At 56.0% G+C, this 20,730-nt stretch carries 14 protein-coding genes; 3 read left to right on the forward strand and 11 right to left on the reverse strand.

The window, feature by feature from the left end:
- Window positions 1–20: 20 nt before the first annotated feature.
- The 9 genes from J4772_RS29095 to J4772_RS29135 all read right to left on the reverse strand — a co-directional run bounded on the left by J4772_RS29095 (window position 21) and on the right by J4772_RS29135 (window position 12,979).
- Window positions 21–1,757 (reverse strand): cache domain-containing sensor histidine kinase, encoded by a 1,737-nt coding sequence (locus J4772_RS29095; RefSeq protein ID WP_209072553.1) that lies wholly within the window; start codon window positions 1,755–1,757, stop codon window positions 21–23.
- Window positions 1,754–3,532 carry a beta-L-arabinofuranosidase domain-containing protein gene (locus tag J4772_RS29100; RefSeq protein ID WP_247740887.1) on the reverse strand — a complete coding sequence of 593 codons (1,779 nt, stop codon included), beginning with the start codon at window positions 3,530–3,532 and terminating at the stop codon, window positions 1,754–1,756. The genes J4772_RS29095 and J4772_RS29100 overlap by 4 nt, the downstream gene beginning before the upstream one ends.
- Window positions 3,533–3,545: 13 nt before the next feature.
- Window positions 3,546–5,870, reverse strand: a complete 2,325-nt coding sequence (locus J4772_RS29105; RefSeq protein ID WP_209072554.1) for a glycosyl hydrolase family 95 catalytic domain-containing protein — start codon at window positions 5,868–5,870, stop codon at window positions 3,546–3,548.
- 99 nt (window positions 5,871–5,969) lie between these two features.
- Window positions 5,970–7,562 carry an extracellular solute-binding protein gene (locus J4772_RS29110; protein WP_209072555.1) on the reverse strand — a complete coding sequence of 531 codons (1,593 nt, stop codon included), beginning with the start codon at window positions 7,560–7,562 and terminating at the stop codon, window positions 5,970–5,972.
- A 75-nt stretch (window positions 7,563–7,637) separates the two neighbouring features.
- On the reverse strand, window positions 7,638–8,519 hold the full coding sequence (locus J4772_RS29115) for a carbohydrate ABC transporter permease (protein WP_209072556.1): 882 nt from the start codon (window positions 8,517–8,519) through the stop codon (window positions 7,638–7,640).
- 16 nt (window positions 8,520–8,535) lie between these two features.
- Window positions 8,536–9,519: an ABC transporter permease gene (locus J4772_RS29120; protein ID WP_209072557.1), complete on the reverse strand. Its 984-nt coding sequence runs from the start codon at window positions 9,517–9,519 to the stop codon at window positions 8,536–8,538.
- A 306-nt stretch (window positions 9,520–9,825) separates the two neighbouring features.
- Complete coding sequence (locus J4772_RS29125) at window positions 9,826–10,650, reverse strand: carbohydrate ABC transporter permease (RefSeq protein WP_209072558.1); 825 nt, start codon at window positions 10,648–10,650, stop codon at window positions 9,826–9,828.
- Window positions 10,647–11,519 carry a carbohydrate ABC transporter permease gene (locus J4772_RS29130; RefSeq protein WP_209072559.1) on the reverse strand — a complete coding sequence of 291 codons (873 nt, stop codon included), beginning with the start codon at window positions 11,517–11,519 and terminating at the stop codon, window positions 10,647–10,649. The genes J4772_RS29125 and J4772_RS29130 overlap by 4 nt, the downstream gene beginning before the upstream one ends.
- 89 nt (window positions 11,520–11,608) lie before the next feature.
- Window positions 11,609–12,979, reverse strand: coding sequence for an ABC transporter substrate-binding protein (locus J4772_RS29135; RefSeq protein ID WP_209072560.1), 1,371 nt, complete (start codon window positions 12,977–12,979; stop codon window positions 11,609–11,611).
- Between the two features lie 189 nt (window positions 12,980–13,168).
- On the opposite strand from J4772_RS29135, the gene J4772_RS29140 reads away from it, so the two are divergent.
- The gene (locus tag J4772_RS29140; protein ID WP_209072561.1) at window positions 13,169–15,010 is read left to right on the forward strand and encodes a sensor histidine kinase; all 1,842 of its coding nucleotides are present in this window, start codon (window positions 13,169–13,171) and stop codon (window positions 15,008–15,010) included.
- A 14-nt stretch (window positions 15,011–15,024) separates the two neighbouring features.
- Window positions 15,025–15,783 (forward strand): response regulator transcription factor, encoded by a 759-nt coding sequence (locus tag J4772_RS29145; protein ID WP_209072562.1) that lies wholly within the window; start codon window positions 15,025–15,027, stop codon window positions 15,781–15,783.
- A 28-nt stretch (window positions 15,784–15,811) separates the two neighbouring features.
- On the opposite strand, the gene J4772_RS29150 is transcribed toward J4772_RS29145, so the two are convergent.
- Complete coding sequence (locus J4772_RS29150) at window positions 15,812–18,256, reverse strand: glycoside hydrolase family 31 protein (RefSeq protein WP_209072563.1); 2,445 nt, start codon at window positions 18,254–18,256, stop codon at window positions 15,812–15,814.
- A gap of 135 nt (window positions 18,257–18,391) precedes the next feature.
- Here J4772_RS29150 and J4772_RS29155 point away from each other — a divergent pair, with 135 nt between their 5' ends.
- Window positions 18,392–19,288 carry an AraC family transcriptional regulator gene (locus tag J4772_RS29155; RefSeq protein ID WP_209072564.1) on the forward strand — a complete coding sequence of 299 codons (897 nt, stop codon included), beginning with the start codon at window positions 18,392–18,394 and terminating at the stop codon, window positions 19,286–19,288.
- Between the two features lie 38 nt (window positions 19,289–19,326).
- Here J4772_RS29155 and J4772_RS29160 read toward each other — a convergent pair whose 3' ends face one another.
- Window positions 19,327–20,649, reverse strand: a complete 1,323-nt coding sequence (locus J4772_RS29160) for an ABC transporter substrate-binding protein (protein WP_209072565.1) — start codon at window positions 20,647–20,649, stop codon at window positions 19,327–19,329.
- Window positions 20,650–20,730 lie beyond the last annotated feature (81 nt).

Here is a 20,730-nt window from a genome sequence, read left to right on the forward strand (position 1 = left end):
GTCGTCCACGATCAATACTTTCATCGTCCGTCCACCGTCCTTTTTGCAATGGTGATGCGCAAGCATGTCCCTTTGCCCGGCTCGCTGATAACTTCAAGTCGGGACTCCCCTCCGAAGAACGTTTTGATACGATCGTTGACGTTTCGGAGTCCCACGCCGCTCGTCTCGTCCGATCTCCCGAGATCATCGTGTTTGGCAAGCCGTTTATGCAGCTCGAGCAGCTTATCCGGCGGAATTCCGTTGGCGTTGTCGGTCACGTCGATCGTGACCTCCTGCTCCGTCTCCACCGCGCGCAGCCGAATATGAACCGGGCGCAGGACGGCCGAGGCGCCATGCACGATCGCGTTCTCGATTAGCGGCTGCAGCAGAAAGCGCGGACAAGCCAGACGCTCGGCGTCGATAGACACATCGATCTCGTAGGTCAATCTGCTCTGTAGCCGCATCTTGTGGATGTTCATGTAGAAGGCAACCATCTCGATTTCCTTCGCAAGCACCGTCTCTTCCCGCTCGGACGACAAGCTGTAGCGCATCAGCTTCCCGAACCAGAAGGAAATTTCGGCGACTTCCTTGTCGTTGTTGGCTTCGGCGACCATACGAATCGTTTCGAGCGTGTTGTATAGAAAATGAGGTTTGATCTGCGCCTGCAGCACTTGATAAGCCGCTTCCTTATTGCGAAGCTCGACCCGATGGACATTGTTGATCAACTCGTCCATCCGCCGGACCATGGTATTGTAGGTGGCAGTCAGGAACCCGATTTCATCTCTTTCGAATCTGCCGCCTCTCTTGATGCTGTGCTGCCTTAGGTTATCGTCGTTCAGCGTTCGCATGTGCCGGGCCAATCTGAGAATTCGCTTTGTAATCGTGGCGGCCAGCACGTAATAGGCGATGGACAGGGCAATCAGCAGCAGCACGATCATCGTGATGAGGACGACTTCCTTCTGCTTGACGGAGCGGAATACGTCGTCTACCTGTCCGGTTACGATGACTCGAACGTCCAACGGCTCGAGCTTCAACTGATTAACGATTGTTTTACGATTGATGAAGAATGCTCGATCATCCGATTGCAGGAGATGAAGCGTCGTGTCGTCCAACTTCGGCTTCTCGTCCGTAAGAAGCTTGCCCTGATCGGACAGCAGGAACGCCTTCCAGTTCGCTTCGACGCCGGCGGCCGCATAGAAATTATGGATCAAGCTATTGCGAACCCGGATCTCCAGCAGGCCGATCCGCTCCGTAATTTGCGTATTGTAAATGTACTGGTAGTAGACTAGATCCGGATCCGACACGTTCGTGTCGGAACGCAGCCACCTGCCTTGTCCCGCCTTAAGAGACGAGACGGTTTCCTCGATTCGCGGATCAAGCATGGATCGATCGCGGAACAAGTTGGTAATCGGCAAAACCCGGTCCTTCGTCTTGTAGACGACGAGAGATTCGATCTCCGGATTGGCGTATAGAGACTGCGTGTACAGAGGGGAAATATACCGAATCAGCGCGTAGACGCTGTCCGCGTCGGACTCGTATACGCCATCCAAATAGTCGGTCAAGTATGGATTGTTCTGCATCACCCGATGAACCGATTGGATGCGGGCGAAGTCAGTTCTCATGTTCGCATAGGCCTGCTCCAGGATCTTCTGCCTGCTTTCCACGAATTGCTGGGTCATGTTGCCGTAAATTTGCGTGTAATAGTGATAACCGAAAGCAAGAACGGGAATGAAGATCACAATCACGTAGCCCAGTACGATCTTGCGCATGATGCTCATGGCGGCACTTCCCTCCGACGCGGAATCCTATATCGTAACCGTACCACGCACATCGGAATTTCGATAGAGGCGCGTTGCTTCCAGAGCGGGAATCGTAGGCTACCGTGTCGCGCCTTCATAGGCGGCGCTTCCGTCCGCGGCGAAGGAGAAGCGGCGATAAGATGCCGAATCTCCGGACCAATCCCTGTACACGGAGTAAGATTGCTCCTCGACTCGGAACAACGGAATGAATCGGGCCTAGCCGCCTCTTCGTCTTCGAAGTAGAATTCCACCCGGCCGTCTATCCTCCTGCTTGCGAGCTTCTCGAGAAGATTCCGCTGCGATAGCCCCTTCAACGGTCTGTCGTCCCCGACTCCGGCGAGCAGCACGTTGCCGTACATGAGAGCCGATAGGGCGTCGGAACCCGGAAGCGAGACCAGGTGCAGGGGCGCCTCGATTTCGACGTCGATTCGATCCCCGTCCCGAAACAGACGTTCAATCGAGACGAATCCGCCTTCTCTCCGGAGCTCGATGGCTTCGGAATTAACTTTCACCGACCGGACGGCCGCTTCCCTGAACAGAATCCGAAGCACCGCTGGCTCTTCGGCCTCGATGAACAGCGCGGACGCAAGACTGTCCGGGAAGTCCGTCCGCTGCACGATGCGAATTCCCCTGTCCTTCCACGCGGCCGTCGAGGAAATGAAGGCGTTGAGGAGCACGGCATCACCATTCCTGAACCATACATTTTTCTGCAACTCGCTCATGGCATCGATTCCCGACGCGGTACAGCACCAGAAGGAGTCGTACGGCTCGCTGAACTTTTTGAGCGCTTGCCTCCCCATCGGCTGGTGGTACTGGGACAGGCCCGTCTTGGCGCTGGCGCTGTTCAAGACGGCATTGTATTTCAGGGATTCCAGATGCTCCAAATATTCGACTTCCCCCGACCATTCCAACAGCCGCTCGACGATTCTTTCCGTGTTGTGCGCGCAGCAGCTTTCGCTTTCGCCGCCGGTCAGCGCATCCTCCAACCGGCCGTAACCGCCCCAATTCTCCGCTTTCTCCGACACTCCGCCCCGAATGCAAGCCGTAGCCCGGGAACTGTTGTTGCCGTTGGCGAACGTTCTCCCTTTGACGAAATCGTAGAAATGGAGAGCCGCCTTCTTGTAACGCTCTTCTCCCCCGATGCCGTCGTACAACGAATAGAGAGAGTCGCCGATCCCGCCAAACTCGTTCACGGGATTGACCTTCGTACAGCGGAGAATTCCGTCGATCTTCCAGTTGGAGAGCCTCTCGAATCTTCCCTGAACATAAATAGCCAAGTTGACGGCAAGGTCTAGCGCCTTGGCATTGCGCAAATAGATATTGCAATCGATCAAGCCCTGCAGGATTTTGTGCAACGTATAATAAGGCGCCCATACGTTCCGGTCTTCCTCGAGTTCCAGCACATCGAGCTTCTCTTCCTCGAAGGCGCTCAAATACCCGTTCGGCCGCGCGCATCGCGCCAAGACGTCGACGATTTCGCCGGCCTTAGCCTTCAAGGTTTCATCCCCGTCGCCATAAGCGAACTTGGCGCACGCGGACAGGAAATGCCCGACGAAATGCCCTCTCAGGCCGCAATCGGGAGCCTCCCAGCCGCCCAAAGGCGCGGCGTCCGACGGGATTCCCGCGTTAAGCTTGAACGTATGCAACAGGCGCTCTAGGTCGAAGTCGCGAATATACGCTTTGACAAGCTCCCTGCGAGAGGCAAAGGCGTCGTCTGTCAGCCTGACTTCATCAAGTCGGAACGATGTGAACACGGCTTGCATCTCCTTACGGATCATAATGAAACGTTTCGCCGGCCGGCGCGTCGCATCTTGCGGCGCTCTCCTTGTACCGCAGCGTACAGGGTTTGCCGTAAAGGGAACGCACTTCCGCGCCGACCAGCTTCCCGCCCGCCCACCGAATGCCTACTTCGAAGCCTCCGCGAGCGCGCAATCCCGAGACCGAGCCTTCCGTCCACGACGTCGGCAGGGCCGGGAGCAGGTCGATGATATATTCGGCTTTGCCGTTCTCGTAACGAGAGCGGCATTGCAGCAACATCTCCGCAATGCCCGCGGTTCCGCCGAAATTGGCGTCGATCTGCATAGGGAAAGGATCGTGCTGGTTGAGAAGATTCGGGTTGGTTGAACACGCCAGCAGATCGACGAGCCTCTCGTAAGCGGTCTCCCCGTCTCTCAGCCGCGCATGCAGCGCAATGCGCCATGCCGCGGGCCATGCCACGCTTCGTTCCTGGCTCCGGTGACGAAGCGCGAGGCTTCTGCGTGCCGCTTCGAACACTTCCGGCGTATCTTCCGTAATCTGATTGCCGGGATACAGGCCGTACATATGCGATACGTGTCCATTGGTGTCTTCCGGCCGGTCCCAGTCCTCCAGCCATTCCTGCAATTGGCCGTAACGGCCGATTTGCAAAGGGGGTATCCGGCGCAGCGCTTCACGGATTTCGTGTTCGAACGCTCGGTCCTCCCGGTCCCCCCGCAGCAGTTCGATTGCGATCAGACAGCGTTCGAACAAGTCGCGTATCAGTTGCAGATCCATCGTGGATGCGTAAGTCAGATGCCTTCTGCGATCGCGATCGTCCCTGTAGGCGTTCTCCGGCGAATAGGACGGATTGGTGACCAGCAAACCGGCGAACTTGACGCCTTCAGGCGCCTCTACCATATAATCCAGAACGAATCGGGCAGCCTCTCTCATCGCGGGATAGGCGCGCTCCCTCAAGAAGACCAGGTCGGGTTCGTACTCGAAGTGATCCCACAAGTGCTGCACCAGCCAGACGCCGCCCATCGGCCATATGCCCGCATGAATGTCGACCGGCGCAGCGGCTCGCCATAAGTCGGTATTATGATGGACGACGAACCCTCGCGCGCCGTAGTAGGCTTCGGCCGTACGCGCGCCCGTGACGCGCAGATCGTCGATCAGATCGAACAACGGCTCATGGCATTCCGGCAAATTGCCGACCTCCGCCGGCCAGTAATTCATCTGAACGTTAATGTTGGTCGTCCATTTGCTGCCCCATTCCGGCCATTCCTCTTCGTTCCACATGCCTTGGAGGTTGGAGGCTTGGTCGCCCGGCCTGGAGGAAGCGATAAGCAGGTACCGGCCGAACTGAAAATATAGCGCCGCCAGCGCCGGATCCTCCGTCTCCCGGATCGCCCGAACGCGCTGATTCGTCGGAAGCCTGTTCTTCCCGGAGCCTACATCCGGATCGGCGCCTCCCAGCCGAATCGATACCCGCTCGTACAATGCCCGATAGTCTTCGACGTGTTCATCCAGCAGCTCGCGATACGGACGTTCGGCGACTCGCGCCATATATCGCTCGTTGATCGCCGACGGATCGCCTTCGATGTCCTGGTAATTCACGAAGCCGGTCGCCCCGGAGAAAATTAGGGTTATAGCGCTCGCGCCGGCGATGCTCAGGACGCCGCCGTCCGCCTTGCACGATCCTCCGTCGCAGAATGCTGCCAGCTTTCCTTCGAATCGGAGCCCCGGACCTTCCCAGCCGGCGCTCCAGTTCCGGGGACCTTGGCGCGTTCCCGTCCGTCCGGTCAGAAGGATCGCGCCGCTGCCGTCGGAACGAGCGGCCGAATCCGGATGCACGCTGGACAATGAGGCGTTCACGCTAATGCTGCCCTGCGGGCCGCAGGTCAGCCGAATGACGATGCACCCGCTCGGGCGGGAGCAGAACAGCTCGCGGGTATACGCGCACCCATTCGCTTCGTAGGTTACGGTCGTCACCGCCCGCCGCAAATCCAGCTCTCGCCGATAACGGCTAGCCTCTCCGTGCCCCGGAAATTCCAGATGCAGGTCGCAGAAAGGCTGATAGGCTTGCAAATGAACCGGATTGCCCATCATGCGGTCCAGAAACAGCTGCTCCGCTTCCTCGACGCGATCGGCGAAAATCAGGCTTTGCACGTCCCGCAAATAGCGGCCCGCATCGGGGCGGTTATAATCGTGCGGCGCTCCCGACCACAACGTTTCCTCGTTGATCTGGATTCGTTCCTTCTCCGTCGCTCCGAACACCATGGCGCCCAGCCGCCCGTTGCCGATCGGAAGAGCCTCTCTCCATGTCGCGCCGGGCGAGTCGTATTCCAGCTTCATTCCCTCTCCGCCTTTCCGTTCATCTGCGAGCGATTCGCCGCGACATAGCGTGCAAAGTCCGGCAGGGACGCAAGGAGCGCCTGCCGGACTTTCTTATTGTTATTTCTTGAACAAATCCTTCTTCTTCTGATACGTCTGATTCGCCCAATCCGTCAGACGATTCAGACCGATCTTCTCGGCGTTCTTCACCATGCTCTCGTAGTTGGCCACGGCTTCTTGCTCGGACTTCGCCAGATAAATCTTAACCTTCTCGTTCTTGATCATCTCGTCGATCTTGGTCTTGATCGTCTTCTCTTCCGAATCCGGCTGCAGCTGGATCAGGCCGAGCTCCGGCTTGTAGACCGTGAACGCCTTTCTCTCCAACAAGGCCTGCGTCTTCTGCGCGCCCGGCACGTATCCCAGCATGCCTTCCATAACGCCGTCGTTGTACAGATACCACCACTTGATGCCGTTGCCGTTGACGAAGTCGGCGTCGGACGAATCGTACTTCAGGTCCGGATAGCCTTCCTCGTTCCAGGTCCAGTGCTCGCCTTCGACGCCGAACATCGTTAATTTCTTGCCTTCGTCGCTTGCCAGGTATTCAAGGAACTTGATCGACGCCTCGGGATCTTTGTTTTTCTTGGTGATGAACGTTCCGGCAAAGCCAAGACCCGAGCTGACGGCCTTCGTGTTCTCCGACAAGGCGCTGGGCAGCATTTTGAACGTGAACGACTCGCCCGCGTTTTTGACTTTAATGTTATTCGAGTCCGCTATGCTGACCGTATGGCTGTGCGCGAACGCCTTGCCGCTGGTCGCGTATTGGTCGTCGATCTGATCGTTCGTGTAGGCGAAGTTCTCCGCCAGAATGTAGCCGTCGCGGTAGAGCCGGTTCATAAACTTGAAAAATTCCAGCATTTCCGGCTGTCTGATCGCGTAGTCCACCTTGCCGTCCCGCTCGTACCAGCCGTCCAGAAGCCCCTCGACGCCGAACTGCTGCAGGAAGTATTGCTCGATCCAGTCCTTGTCCATAATCAGCGGGATCATGTCCGGATACTTTTCCTTGACCATGCCCAGAACCTTCACGAAATTATCCACGGAATCGACCGGCGGATTCCCCAGTTCCTGAAGAATATCCTCGCGCACCGCGATGCCGGGATTGCCGTCGCCGCCGATCGCGTATTTGTTCTGCTCCATTTCCTCCTGCGTCGCGAACGCATTGCGCACCGTGTAGAAATTGCCGTCGTCCATCGTGTGAATCGCGATTCTCGTATCGTCGATCTTGAAGTCCGGCGCGTACTTCGAGATCAGCTCGTTCCACGGATAGGACAGCTTTGAATCGGACAACCGGTCGATGTTTGCATTCGTGAACACCAGATCCGGAAGGTCGCCGGAGGCAATCATCAGCGGAAGCTGCTTGTCGTCGGTCGCGACCGTCACGTTCAACTTGACGCCCGTCTTCTCCGTGATCTTCTCCGCAACCGGGCCCTTCCACTCCTTCACCGGATACCAGGACATATCGATGAACAAAGAAAGCTCCTTCACCTTTCCACCGTTCGCAGGCGATTCGGAGGCTGTCCCGGACGGGGGTGCGGTATTCGCATTCGCGCTTTCCTTATTGCCGTCGTTGTTGCCGCCGCACGCCGACAGCAGCGTTGCCGCCATGATGACGATCAGCGACAGGAGCAGCGTCTTCTTCCCTTTATTTCTGTTCAAAGTAACCCCTCCAACAAATGATATTTATATTAAAGCAAGCGCTTTAATATCATGGCAACCTATTAACGTTTTCCATCAACCCTTTACGGAACCCAACATAATGCCCTGGATGAAAAATCTCTGGAGAAACGGATAGACGCATACGATAGGCGCGATGGATACGACCATGGCCGCTACCTGGAGCGAATAGCTGGTGACGCCCGCAGAGGCGCTGTTCGCGACGGCGATGGCGTCCATCGGCGCGTTGCTCTTGTTGATAACCTCCATCATCCGGAAGGCGAGCGTTCGCAACCCCTCCGATTGAACAAAGTAAGCGGAGTCGAGCCAGGAGTTCCATTGACCGACCCCCATGAACAGCGACATGGTGGCGATCAGCGGCATCGAGACGGGAAGGATGATCCGATAGAAAATGACCAGTTCGCCGGCCCCGTCGATATGAGCCGACTCCTTCAGCTCGACCGGAATTTCGCGAAAGAACGAAATGGCGATGAGCAGGAAGAACGTGCTCATCATGGAAGGAATCACGTAGACGCCGAACGTGTTCAGGAGTCCGAGGGAACGAAGCACGACGTAATACGGAATCAGCCCGCCGGAGAAGTACATCGCGAAAATAATGATCGTGAAGTAGCTTTTGCGAAACAGCAGATCGCGATGCGACAATCCGTACGCCACCAGACAGGTGAACAGGACGCCGAGCGCGGTTCCCGCAAGCGTTCTCACGACGGTCACCAGGAAAGCCCGATACCAGTGGGGATCGTCGAGAAATCTGGCGTAATTCTCGAAGGTAAACGTTCGCGGCCACAGATAGACTCCTCCGAGAAGCGAATCGGTTCCTTTGTTGAAGGAAAGAATCAGGACGTAATAGAACGGATAAAGCATCGACAGCATCATGATGAACAGAATGGCGTAGACGAACGTATCCATGATGCGATCCTTGTGCTTTTGACTGAGCGGCATGCCCGACCCTCCTTATTTAGAATAGACTTGAGCCCGACGTTCTCTTGGCGATATAGTTGCTGGAGAAGATCAGAACGACGGAGATGACGGATTGGACCAAATCGATCGCGGCTGCGTAGGAAAATCTTCCGTCCCGCAAGCCGACTTTGAAGGCGTAGGTCTGCACGATCTCCGAGGTCGGGTTGTTGATGCTGTTCCCGAACAGGAATGCCTGCTCGAAGTTCGAGCCGACCAGCCCCCCGCCCAGTATGCTTCCGATCGTCAGAATGAGAACGACGACGATCGTGCCTTTCATGCCGGGAAACGTGATGTGCCTTATTCGCGCCAGGCGTCCGGCCCCGTCGATCTGCGCCGCCTCGTACAACGACGGGTTGATGCCCGCTATCGCGGCCAGAAAGATGATTGTCCACCAGCCCATTTCCTTCCACACGGCGCTTCCGACCGCAAGTCCCCAGAAGTAGTCCGGGTTGGTGAGAATATCCAGCGGCTTGTCAATTAAGCCGAGTCCAAGAAGAGCCTTGTTGACCATCCCGACGTCGGTCGACAGGAAGGCGAAGGCAATACCGACGACGACGACCCATGAGATGAAATGCGGCAAGTAGCTGATCGTCTGCACGAAACGCTTGTATCGCAAGCTCTTGACTTCATTTAATAGAATAGCCAGCAGAATCGGAGCCGGAAACGCGAAAATGACTTTAAGGAAGCTCAACACCAGCGTGTTGCGAACGATCGTTCCGAACTGGTAGTCGTTCACGAACTCGTCGAAGTGCTTTAACCCGACCCAATCGCTCGTAAAGATTCCCTTGATCCCCATGGAAATGGAATAATTTTTGAATGCCATAAGAATGCCGAACATCGGCGTATAGGCAAAAATCAATAAGAAAATCATGCCTAGCCCGACGAACAAATGCAGCGTTTTTTGCTTTTTGAACCGCTTCCAATACTGCGCTTGCCCCACGCTCGTTCCGGCGGCTCTCGTTACCTGCGTATCCAGTTCCATATCTGCTCCCCCTTCGCCTTAAGTGTACCTTTCGGGATGGAAGCTCCGAAAGCCAACATTCTTAAGAAAGCGTTGTCATTTTTAAAGATTATCGGTTATCGCCCATTTGGCGAGCACAAAGAAAGCCATCGGTCCGGTCTAACCGGCCCGATGGCTTCGTGCGTATATTCCACTCGACGGTTTCGTTCAAGTCATACGTGCCTCCGTGCAAGTTGACACGATATCGTACAATGACAGCGTTTTCATTTTGATCCGAAAGAGAAGCTCATTCCTGATGCAGGTTCTCCGGAATGAGCTCGTCTTCAATCAACCTTTTACCGAGCCGCTGGTCATACCCGAAATAATGAAACGCTGCCCGAGCAAGTATACGACCACGACCGGCAGGATCGTCAGCAGGATATCCGCGCTGACCAAGTTCCAGGACTGCTGGAACTGTCCGAAGAAGTTGTATACCGCCAACGTCATGGGCCACTTATTCGCGCTGTTCAAGTAGTAGAGCGGCAGCAGAAATTCGTTCCACGTATTGAGGAAGGAAAGGATGAATACCGTTACCGCCGCAGGCTGGAGCATCGGAAAGATCACGGAGAAATACAGCCTTTTAGGACCGCACCCGTCGATGACGCCCGCTTCGTCCAGCTCCTTTGGAATGCCGCCGATAAAGCCGTACAGAATGAACACGCTGAACGGAATCTGGGTCACCATGTACAGGACGACGATGCCCGCTCGCGTATTGATCAGCTCCGTCCACTTCATCACGTCGATCAGCGTGAAATAATTGATCGGCAGCGCAATGCCGAGCAGAATAAACAGAAAGAGAAAACGATTCAGGCGCGTTTTGTTGCGGGACAGCGCGTAGGCGGCCATGGACGAGAAAAGGATGCACATCGCCGAGGCCAAGCCTGAATAGAGCAGGCTGTTAAGGAAGGATTGGCCCAGCTTACCCTTCTCCACGACGACGGAAAAGTTGTCGAAGGCCAGCGTTTTTGGCAAATGAAAGCTCATGGACGAGGCTTCGGGAGCCGACTTGAAGCCGTTAATCACGATGAGCAAAATCGGTATAAGGCAAACGAGGCTGATCAGCCCGACCGCAATATTCATCAGGATCGATTTAAGCCGCTTAGTCATGTTCATCCGGTCTGTTCCTCTCTGGACATCAGCCTGACGGCAAAATACCCCAGCGCCGCCATCGCGATAAACAACACGGTAATCAGGGCCGTCCCCACGCCGTAGCTCCCGAGGGTGAACTGACTAAATACCTGGGTGTACACCACTTCCGTCGCATAGCCCGGGCCTCCGTTCGTCAGCACGTACACCGTATCGAATATTTTGAGCCCGTACAGCAGATTGAGCACCGTCGTTACCGTTAAGGACGGCATGAGCAGCGGCAGCGTAATCTGCTTAAACTTCATCCAGGCGCCTGCCCCGTCAATATCGGCCGCCTCGTAATACGTATGCGAGATCGCCTGCAAGCCGGCCAGCAAAATCACCATAATATAGCCTGCGCCCTTCCATACGTCGACCGCGATAATCGATTTGAACGCCCATCGAATGTCGGTCAGCCAATGCTGGGTCCATTGCTCCAGGCCGACCGCCCGCAAAGCCTCGTTGATCAAGCCGAATTGCGGCTCGAACACCGATTTGAATATAATCCCGACGACAAGCATCGGAATGATCGAAGGCATGAAGAGGATGACGCGATGCAGATTTTTGAATTTGATCCCCTTGTTTACAAGAATGGCCAGGAGCAAGCCGAAGACCGTCTTCAGGACGATCGTGGAGACCGTGAACACCAGCGTATTTTGAATGCCGTGCATGTAATTTTCATCCTTGGAGAAGATCGTCTTGAAATTGTCCAGGCCGACGAAGTTAATCTCTCTCGTGAAGCTGCTCCAGTCGGTTAAGGAGTAGTACAGCCCCATCAGACTGGGGACGACTGCAAAAACAACATAGAGGCCCAATGCGGCGGCAATGAAATAAAACGGATACATTCGCTTGCTCATGGATTCAATTCCCCGCTCTTCTTCAAACTAAGCATGAAGGGACGGGAGGCCCGGAATCGAGCCTCTCCGTCGTTCGACGCTCTCGGTGCTTATTGCCAATTCGGGTCCTTCGCGGCTTTGGCTTGCTGAGCGCGCCTCTTGTCGATGCTCTTGAGGACGTCCTTCGCGGTCATCTGATTGCTGATCATGGCCGTCATATCCTTGCCGATGTCCATCCATTGCGGATTCAAATAGTTGATGGCCGTCTGGTAGACGGTTCCCGTCTTCATCCCGTATGCATCGAAGAACGCTTTTTGTTCGGCGTTGTATTTCGCTTGCACTCCGGAGAAATTCAGCGCCGTGAATTTCGGCTCGTTGTCCAGCAGGTACTGGAGATTTTCCTGCTCCGTCAGGAACGAGAAGAACATCTTCGCTTCTTCGACGTGCTTGGAGCTGCTGGAGATGAACTTGCTCGGCGCCGCGGGATTGACGTTCAGAGACTGATTGTCGTTCAGCGGGATCGGGAAAAATCCGTAATCCTCCGCGCTGCTGCCCGGAACCGCATTCTCGATCTGGGCAGGCAAGCCGATGTTGTAGACCGTCATCGCGTATTTGCCGTCGGCCATATTTCTCTCCGTGTCGGCGTAGGTGTTGGAAAGCGCGTTGTCGCCGAAATATCCCTTCTGCACCAGCTCGTTGAATTGATTCAACGCCTGTTCGAGCACCGCGGAGCTCTCGAAGGTCTGCTCGTTGGAGATCAGCCTGTCGGCCAGACCGGGGTCCTGCTCCTCGTAGCGGACGCCGAGCTCGGGAAACCACAGTACGTGATGCCAGCCGTCGGAGACCGGCTCATAGATTGGCGTAACTCCGGACTTCCGAATGGCTTCGCACGCCTGAAGGAACTCGTCGTACGTCCGGGGAACGCTCAAGGCGAGGTCGTTGAAGATTTTCTTGTTGTATACGACGATCCAGCTCGAGCTCGGATCCCAGATCGTCAGCCCGTACACCTTAGAGTTCCACGTCGCCTGCTCGATGAACAGCGGATCCTCTCGTTGCACCCATTCCTCGCCCGACAGGTCGACCGCGTTATTCTCTACGTCGTAGAGCAGGCCCAGATCGAACTTGCCGCTCTGCCCTCCGAAAATATCCGGCGCCTCTCCCGCTGCAAGCTTGGCTTTCAGAACGTTGAAGTACTGATCCGAAGGCACGATCTGGTAATCGATACGGATGCCCGTCTGCTCTTCGAATTTCTCGGCGAGCTTCATTTCCGGATCCTTGATCCAATCCTGGCTGGCCAGATAGGACAGCGTCACGTCCCTCTTCTGCGGCGCGGCGCTTCCCGTCGCGCTCGCACTTGCGCTCGGAGCAACGGAGCTCTGAGGCGAGGCTTCTTGATTGCGATCGGCGCCGGAGCCGCCGCAGGCGGTGAGCAGCCCGCCCGTCAGGCCAAGCGTCAGGAACAAGCTCATGGCTTTCTTCATGCTAACTCCCCTTCGTCTACATTTTGTAACCGCATTCACTTGGTACAGATTTCATTATAGTTAAGCGTTGCCATTCACTCCATGCAGATGTTTGTGCGTTTTGTTGTACTATTTTTCCCGGAGTTGACAACGCCTTCCCGATGGGTGCACAATGAGTAACAATTCTTATGGAAAACGGGTGAGCGATCGTTGTTCCGGAAACCGAGTTCCATCCGCTCCATTTTGTTTCTTACGTATTCTTCGATTATCGTGGCCGGCATCGCGATCATTTTCGCGCTGTTTTATTTGTGGTCGTCAAACCAACTGAAAATGCAAGCCTTCAACGCCATCTCCGAGCTGTCGGCGTCGCTGCAAAAGCAATTGGATCTGGAAGTGCAGAAGCTGGACTCTGTATCGGTCAGCATCCTGTACTCGAATTTGATCTCGGATCGCATTGTGGAATACGAAACCTTGGCTTCGGAGGGAGCCTCTCCCTCCCCGGACGAACCGAATATGAACCCCCTCCGCAAGCCGCAGACGGACCTGTACGATATTCTCGTCGCCCTCGTCGGGCCGTCTTATCCGGTACAGCAGGTGTACCTCCACCTGTTTTCCGGCCTTTCGATCGGCGTCGGGCTCGACAACAGCCAGAAGGAGCTGGAAGTCGGCGAGCAGCTCTGGTACGACGAGGTCATGCGCGATAAGAAGAAGAAGGTGCTGATGCTGACGCAATCGGGGAGCGGCGCGGCTAACGCGACCAATAACGCGTCGTTGTCCCTGTTTCGTTATTTCTCCGATAAATACGATGCGCCGCGAGGCATCGCGGAGGTCAAGCAGAGCTACAACAAGGTGTTCGGCGGCTTCACCCAGTTGGCCCGGAACAACCCCTCTCTCGAACAGGTGCTGGTCTATACGAATTCGGGAGAGATCCTGTACCCCTACTCGCATTCCGAGCAGGATCTGCTCACCGTACAAGGCCTGCTGAGCGCGGGCTCCGGCGTCTCCTTCGACAAACGGTTCTATCTCGACGACCCGGAGACGAACGACAAGCTGCTGCTGACGCTTAAGCATTCCGAGCTGACGGATTGGAACCTGGCGGTCATGATTTCCAACAAGGCGCTGCTCGCGCCGCTGAACCACTTCACCCGTCTGGCGCTGCTCGTCACGCTGGTCATTCTTGCTTTTCTGATCGTGCTGTCGTATTTCGCTTCCAAGAAAATCACAAGCCCTCTGAACGCGCTGAACAGAACGATCAAGTCGATGAATCTGGAGTCGGTCGTCTCCGGCCCCGCCGCCGAGCTGAACAGCGGCCTCAACGAGTGGGATCGGCTTCACGCGTCGTTCGTCAAAATGAATGCCAGGTTGAAGGATTCGTTTGACCAGTTGCTGCTGGCCCGGACGCAGGAAATGCAAGCGAAGATGACGGCGCTCCAGTCCCAGATGAATCCTCATTTCCTGTATAACTCCCTGGCGACGATCAGCGCCATGGCTTACGAAAGAATGCACGATGAGATCATCGCCATGTGCGACAATCTGTCGGACATGATGCGCTACATTGCCGACGACGAAGACGGGCCGGTCGACATCCGCACGGAAATCAGCTATACCGAGACGTATCTCGGCTGCATGAAGCTTCGCTACGGCGACATGCTCGTCAGCGCCATGGAGCTGGATTCCTCCCTTCGGCAAATTCAAATTCCGAAAATCATCATTCAGCCCCTTGTTGAAAACGCATTAAAATACGGAACGAAAACGAGCCCTCCCTGGCAAATCTCAGTCCGGGGAAAGATCGCGGACAACCGCTGGATCGTCGAAGTGGAGGATAACGGACCGGGCTTCGACGAACACGAGCTTGCGAGCTTCTACGAGCAGGTCCGGGATATCGAACGGACCCAGGTGCTGCCGGCGCTGAGACTTCACGGAATGGGACTGCTTAACGTCTATATTCGGTTAAGGCTGCACTACGGCAGCCAGATGCATTTTCAGATCCGCAATCTGCCCGGACGAGGCGCGGTCGTCTCCATCGGAGGCCCGCTGCTCGCCAAAGGTTAAAGGGGGATTCCCGCTTGAACGAAATCAACATCGTCATCGCCGAAGACGAGCCGCTGCTGCTGAGAACGCTCGTTCGTCAGGTCCAGTATGCGGATTCGCTGTTTAAGGTCGTCTATGCCGCGCCCGATGGAGAAAGCGCCCTTCAGTTTCTGCAAAATCATCAGGTTCCCGACATTCTCATTACTGATATTCATATGCCGGTTCTGGACGGCATCGGTTTGATTAAGGCTGTAGAACGGGCGTATCCGGCGATCAAAAAAATCATCATCAGCGGCTACAGCGAATTCGAATATGCCCAGCAGGCGTTGAAGATGAACGTAATCGACTACATGCTGAAGCCGGTAAAAAAGCAGGATTTGGAGGACCTGCTATCGCGGCTGAAAATCAAGATCGTCGGCGAAAGATCCGCCATGAAGTCCATGATCCCGCTGTCGAACAGGCAATATAACGCCGAGGAGATCGTCAAATCGGTCGAGGAGTTCATTAAAACGAATTATGCCGGAGAAATCAGTCTGGAGGAGATTTCCAAGCGATTTAACGTGAATGCGCCGCACTTAAGTAAAATCTTTCTGAAATACGCCGGCGAGTCGCCGTCCAGATACATCATGACTCTCCGCATGAACGAAGCGAAGCATCTGCTGTCCCTGAAGAACGAGCTTACCGTGAAGGAAATCGGGGAGGCTGTAGGCTACCCCGATCCGTTCTACTTCAGCCGGATGTTCAAGCAATTTACCGGCATCACTCCGACCGAATACAAAAGCCGGCTCACCTGACCCGGCTCCGCGACCTCGAGATCGCAACTCATGCGAAAGTCGTTTCGATGCGCTCGCCGGTATAACGAATTCTGCGGATCTCGTATGCGGGTGCGTTTGCGGAGCCGCCGGAGCCCGGAGCCGCTAACAGATGCAATTCCATATCCCGCATCGGATTCATGCCGGGATATTCGCCTTGCCGTTCGCCGATCGTGAATCGTCTGCCCTCATCGTCCCACTCCATGGACGTCAGGGCGAAATCCCCTTTCTCGTAGCCGTAGCCGTCCCCCTCGTCCTCGTAATAGGCGAACGAGCCGTTCCGGCCGGCGTATATCCGGATATGCAGCGGTGCCGCAACGTCGTCTCCCGAATGCTGAGCGTCTCCGCCCATCGGCAAGATCGAGCCGGAACGGACGTACAACGGAATGCGATCCAGCGGAGCTTCGGCTTCCAAAGTCCGCCCCCCTTCGAAGGCCCGATGGGTCCAAAAGTCGAACCACGGGCCTCCCTCCGGCAAATAGACGCTTCTCGTTCTGTCGACTCCCTCCAGAGGGACGGAGCCGCTCTCGTAATACATCGGTCTCGTCACGGGGCTCACAAGCAAAGCGGGCCCAAACATAAACTGGTCGCCGATGTCGTAAGTGCGGGGATCGTGCCTGAAATCGAACGCCAGCGCTCTCGTCATCGTATAGTCGTCCCGATGCACCCGGAAGGCCAGCGAATAGATGTACGGAAGCAGCCGGTAACGCAGACGCAGGAACGCGTCCAGCGCGTCGTAGAACGGCTCTCCCGGCTCTCCGAAGCGCCACAATTCGCGCGGCGTATCGGTACCGTGCGAACGGAACATCGGCAGGAAGGCTCCGAATTGGAACCACCGCACATACAGCTCCCGATACCCCAGGTCCTCGACGCCTTCGTCGTAATCTCCGCTCCAGAACCACAGCTCCGGCTTGTTGCGAACGAAGAAGCCGCCGATGTCCGTCGTCCAATAGGGAGAGCCGCTGGAGAAGAAGTTCAGTCCGTCCGGAATCTGCTTGCGCAGGGTGTCCCACGTGGCGCATACATCGCCCGACCAAGTAATTGTGCCGTAGCGATGTTGTCCGGCGTAGGCGGAACGGGTCAGGTTGACGACACGCTTGCGGTCCGTCGCTTCGCGTTGTCCCTCGTAGAGTCCCCGGGAATGCAGCAGCGAATAGGCGTTGATCCGCTCGGGGTCCAAATAAAGCTTGGACTCCTCGGTATTGATGAGCAGCCGCTCCTCCGGATCGGGCTTGACGGCGCCCTTCCAGTCCGCCTCGAAGGGCTCCGTGCAGTCGCACCACCAGGCATCGACGCCCTTGGAGAACAGCCCTTCGTTTGCCTGCTTCCAATACAGTCCGCGGGCTTTTTCCTGGAAAGCGTCATAGGTCGCGCGGTTGCCCAGCAGACAGCCGTGCTCGGCCATCTCCTTGTGGTTGTCGCTGTCGGGATTCATGATGGGCCAGACGGAAACCATCAGCCTGGCATTCAGCCGATGCAGCTCCTCCGTCATTCCTTCGGGATCGGGAAACCTGTCCGGGTCCAGCGTCTTCTGTCCCCACAGCTCCCCGGTCCAGGATTTCCAATCCAGGACGATACAGTCAAGGGGAAGCCCGCGCCGACGATACTCCGTTACGACTTCGATCAGCTCCTGCTGCGATTCGTACCTTTCCTTGGACTGCACATACCCGAACGCCCATTTCGGCAGCATCGGCGCCTTCCCCGTCAACGAACGGATGCCGCGCACCACCTCGTCCAGCTCGGGACCGTATACGAAATAATAATCCAGCTCGTCGTCCACCTCCGTGGACCAATAGGAGCCGAAATCGTCGTCGCGGAACTTCATGAGCGAATAGCTGTCCACGAGAATGCCGTAGCCGCGAGTCGACACGAGGACGGGGACAACCGCTTTCATATTTTGCTGATACAGGTATTGATGCTTGCCTCGCAAATTGAACATGCCTTCCTCATGGGAACCTAGGCCGTACAATGCCTCGCCTTCGGTCCATTCGAACGCCAGCCGGGTCTGGTAAGCCTTCCTGTCCGCGATTTTGTCGACCTTGCCCGCCCTGACTCTCAGTCCGTCCGCTCCCTGCCCGGTTTCGAGACCGGTATTAGCGTCGAACACGGCTTTCATGACTTCGATCGGGTCCAGCGATTTCCCGCCGCGGGAAGGCTCCTTCGCCAGCAATTGCCCTTGCGCGTCATAATACGCGAAAGCGGAGGTACGCTTGTCGATCCGCACCGTCAACCGGGACGTCCGCAAGCTCACGTCCCCCTCCCGGTCGTCTACGGCAAACTCGACGCCGGCTTCCGGCCCGCGAATGATCATCAGGCTCTCCGCCGAGCCGAAATCCGGCTCCAGCGTGTACTGTATACGAACGATGCCGTCCGTATAGGGCGTCAGCTTCATCTTTCCGTTCGAGGTTTCCAGCAAGAGTCCGTCCGGCATGCGGACGGCGTTCAAGACCATCATGTTTGCTCCTCCTTTATCCGACGGGCGTGAAGGCCTCCCGTCCTTATAAGAAACATGATATTGTGATTATGAGGTATAATCTAACTTAATATTGCTTTTATTTAGCGCAATATTGATCGCAAGGAGGTCAGAGCATTGCTGGAATACCGCTTCCGAGAGAAAGCCGTTCACGGCTCCTCCAAATTTGCGTTTGCCGTCTACCACGTCGACTACGAGCGCGACCATTCGCAAATTCTTCCGCTCCATTGGCATGAAGAGATCGAGGTGATCTATATCCGCAGAGGGAGCGGCATCTTCACCGTTAGCCACGCCGAATACGCCGTCGGGGCGGGCGACTGCATCATCGTCAATTCGGGCGAGCTTCATTCGGGCAGCTCGCATGCGCCTGAAGGCTGCTCCTACAGCGCGATCGTGTTCAAGCTTTCCTCGCTGTCAAGCCTTCAGCCGGACCGGTGCCAGGACTATTTGAACCCTCTGCTGACGGGAGCTCTCCTCTTCCCCCCTCTGATTCCGGGACATCAGGCCGCATTGCGCGGCCTGATCGAAGGGCTGATCGAGGATGAACATGCACGGGAGCCGGGCTTCGAGCTCCTGCTTAAAGGCCAATTGCTGCAGTTTATCGCCCGGATTTACCCGCATCTGATCCCCAGAAACCGGTACGATCGGGAGCTGGCGGGAAAACGCCAGAAGTGGGACAACATCATCCCCGTTCTGGGCTATATGGATGCCCGCTACAAGCTGGCGATCACCTTGGAGGAGTTGGCCGGCATCGCCTCGGTGTCCCCCTCCCACTTCTGCCGCCTCTTCAAGGAGCTAACGGGGCTGAGGCCGCTCGAGTATCTGAATCTGCTCCGCGTGAACAGCGCGGCGGTGCTGCTTCAATCGGGCTCATGCAGCGTGCTCGACGCCGCTCTGGAAAGCGGGTTCCAGCATTTGAGCTACTTCTCCAAGCAATTCAGAAAGCATATGCAGATGACTCCGTCCGAGTACAAGTCGCGCTGTTCAAGAACCTCTTCCGGGACGGAAAATTAAAACCGGGACGGGGTAGCCCCCGGCCCGGCAGTCGATCGTTACAGCTTAATAATCTCGTCCCATTTTTTCTTCAGCTCGTCGTATGCTTTTTCCGGCGTCATTTTATCGAATGCGACCGCTTGAGAGATTTTCGTCCATTCGTCCGTCCAGGCCCCGAAGCCCTTCGGCCGGCTCGAGAACGGATTGGCATCGGGAGCGATCCGGTCGATAATTTCGATTTGCGCTTTAGCCGTTTCGTCCAGGGAAGACTGCAAGTCTTCGAGTACCGGTTGCGCTACCGGAACTCCGCGAGCAAGCATCAACGCTCTGCCGGCTTCTTGATCATTGACGAACCATTCGATGAACGACTTGGCTTCTTCCGCGCTTTTCGTATTTTTGCTGACGGTGAAAAACTGGGATGGAAGCATAAAGCCTCCTGTTTGCGAAGCGGACGGCACCCGCGTCATGGCGTACTGTCCGGCGTGAACGCTTTCAAAAGTCGGATAGGCGGCGGAGTATTCGCGTTGGACCAAAATGGAACCGTTCATGAACAAATCCAGCTGCGGGTCGTATTGCTTATGTCCGGCAGTCAGGTTCGCGGGAGGAACGACTCCTTCTTGGCGAAGATCCGCGAACAGTTGGTTGAATTGAACATACGTCTCTTTGTCGATATTGAATTTGCCGTCCGGCGTATGAATAAAGCCTTTGCCCTGCGCCAGTTGGTAGATTTCGTACTTGTCCGACTCCGTCGTTCCCGTCGCCATGGACAAGTCCCCCATGAAGTACTTGCCCTTCTCCAGCTTCGGCTGCGTCTTCCTTGCGATCTCGACCCATTCGTCCCACGAGAACCCTTGCTCCGGAACCTGAATGTCCAGCTTGTCCAACGCGGATTTGTTATACATGAACGTAATGGCGTTCGCGCCGAGCGGGATGCCGTACAACGTTCCGTTCACTTTCCCCGCGGACAGCAGCTTATCGTTAATATTCGAAGTGTCGATGCCCTCGGACAGATCGGCCAACTGATCGCGAAGCGCGTAATCCATCAGATTGCCTGTATCGATCTGCATAATGTCGGGAAGATTGCGCGCTGCCGACAACGTCGCGAGCTTGGTGAAATACGTGTCAAACCCCATATAGGTCGGCTCGAACGTCACCTTGTCGTTCTTCTGGGAGTAGAGGTCCAAAGCTGCCAGCGTGGCATCGTGTCTGACCTGCGAGCCCGCCCAGGTAATCCCCAGCTTGACCGCGGAGCCGCCCTTCTCTCCCTGTTGCGAAGGCGCGCTTTCCTGCGGCTTGCTGGAGCCCGCTCCGCCGCAGGCGCTCGTTGCCAGAGCCAACCCCAGCAAGGCCGTGCCCATCACGTACTTTCTAGTTCTTTTCATTTGTTATCCCCTCTCTGCGCTATTTCCCTTCTGATTATAGACATCCGCCCATCGCCTACAAATAAGACAAACCAACAAAAA

This window comes from Cohnella sp. LGH (assembly GCF_017671885.1).
Classification (GTDB): domain Bacteria; phylum Bacillota; class Bacilli; order Paenibacillales; family Paenibacillaceae; genus Cohnella; species Cohnella phaseoli.

Excerpts from the sequence above, each read along its gene's own strand:
- J4772_RS29095 (WP_209072553.1), bottom strand. The coding sequence starts at position 1,757 with ATGAGCATCATGCGCAAGATCGTACTGGGCTACGTGATTGTGATCTTC.
- J4772_RS29105 (WP_209072554.1), bottom strand. The coding sequence starts at position 5,870 with ATGAAGCTGGAATACGACTCGCCCGGCGCGACATGGAGAGAGGCTCTT.
- J4772_RS29115 (WP_209072556.1), bottom strand. The coding sequence starts at position 8,519 with ATGCCGCTCAGTCAAAAGCACAAGGATCGCATCATGGATACGTTCGTC.
- J4772_RS29120 (WP_209072557.1), bottom strand. The coding sequence starts at position 9,519 with ATGGAACTGGATACGCAGGTAACGAGAGCCGCCGGAACGAGCGTGGGG.
- J4772_RS29125 (WP_209072558.1), bottom strand. The coding sequence starts at position 10,650 with ATGAACATGACTAAGCGGCTTAAATCGATCCTGATGAATATTGCGGTC.
- J4772_RS29130 (WP_209072559.1), bottom strand. The coding sequence starts at position 11,519 with ATGAGCAAGCGAATGTATCCGTTTTATTTCATTGCCGCCGCATTGGGC.
- J4772_RS29135 (WP_209072560.1), bottom strand. The coding sequence starts at position 12,979 with ATGAAGAAAGCCATGAGCTTGTTCCTGACGCTTGGCCTGACGGGCGGG.
- J4772_RS29150 (WP_209072563.1), bottom strand. The coding sequence starts at position 18,256 with ATGATGGTCTTGAACGCCGTCCGCATGCCGGACGGACTCTTGCTGGAA.
- J4772_RS29160 (WP_209072565.1), bottom strand. The coding sequence starts at position 20,649 with ATGAAAAGAACTAGAAAGTACGTGATGGGCACGGCCTTGCTGGGGTTG.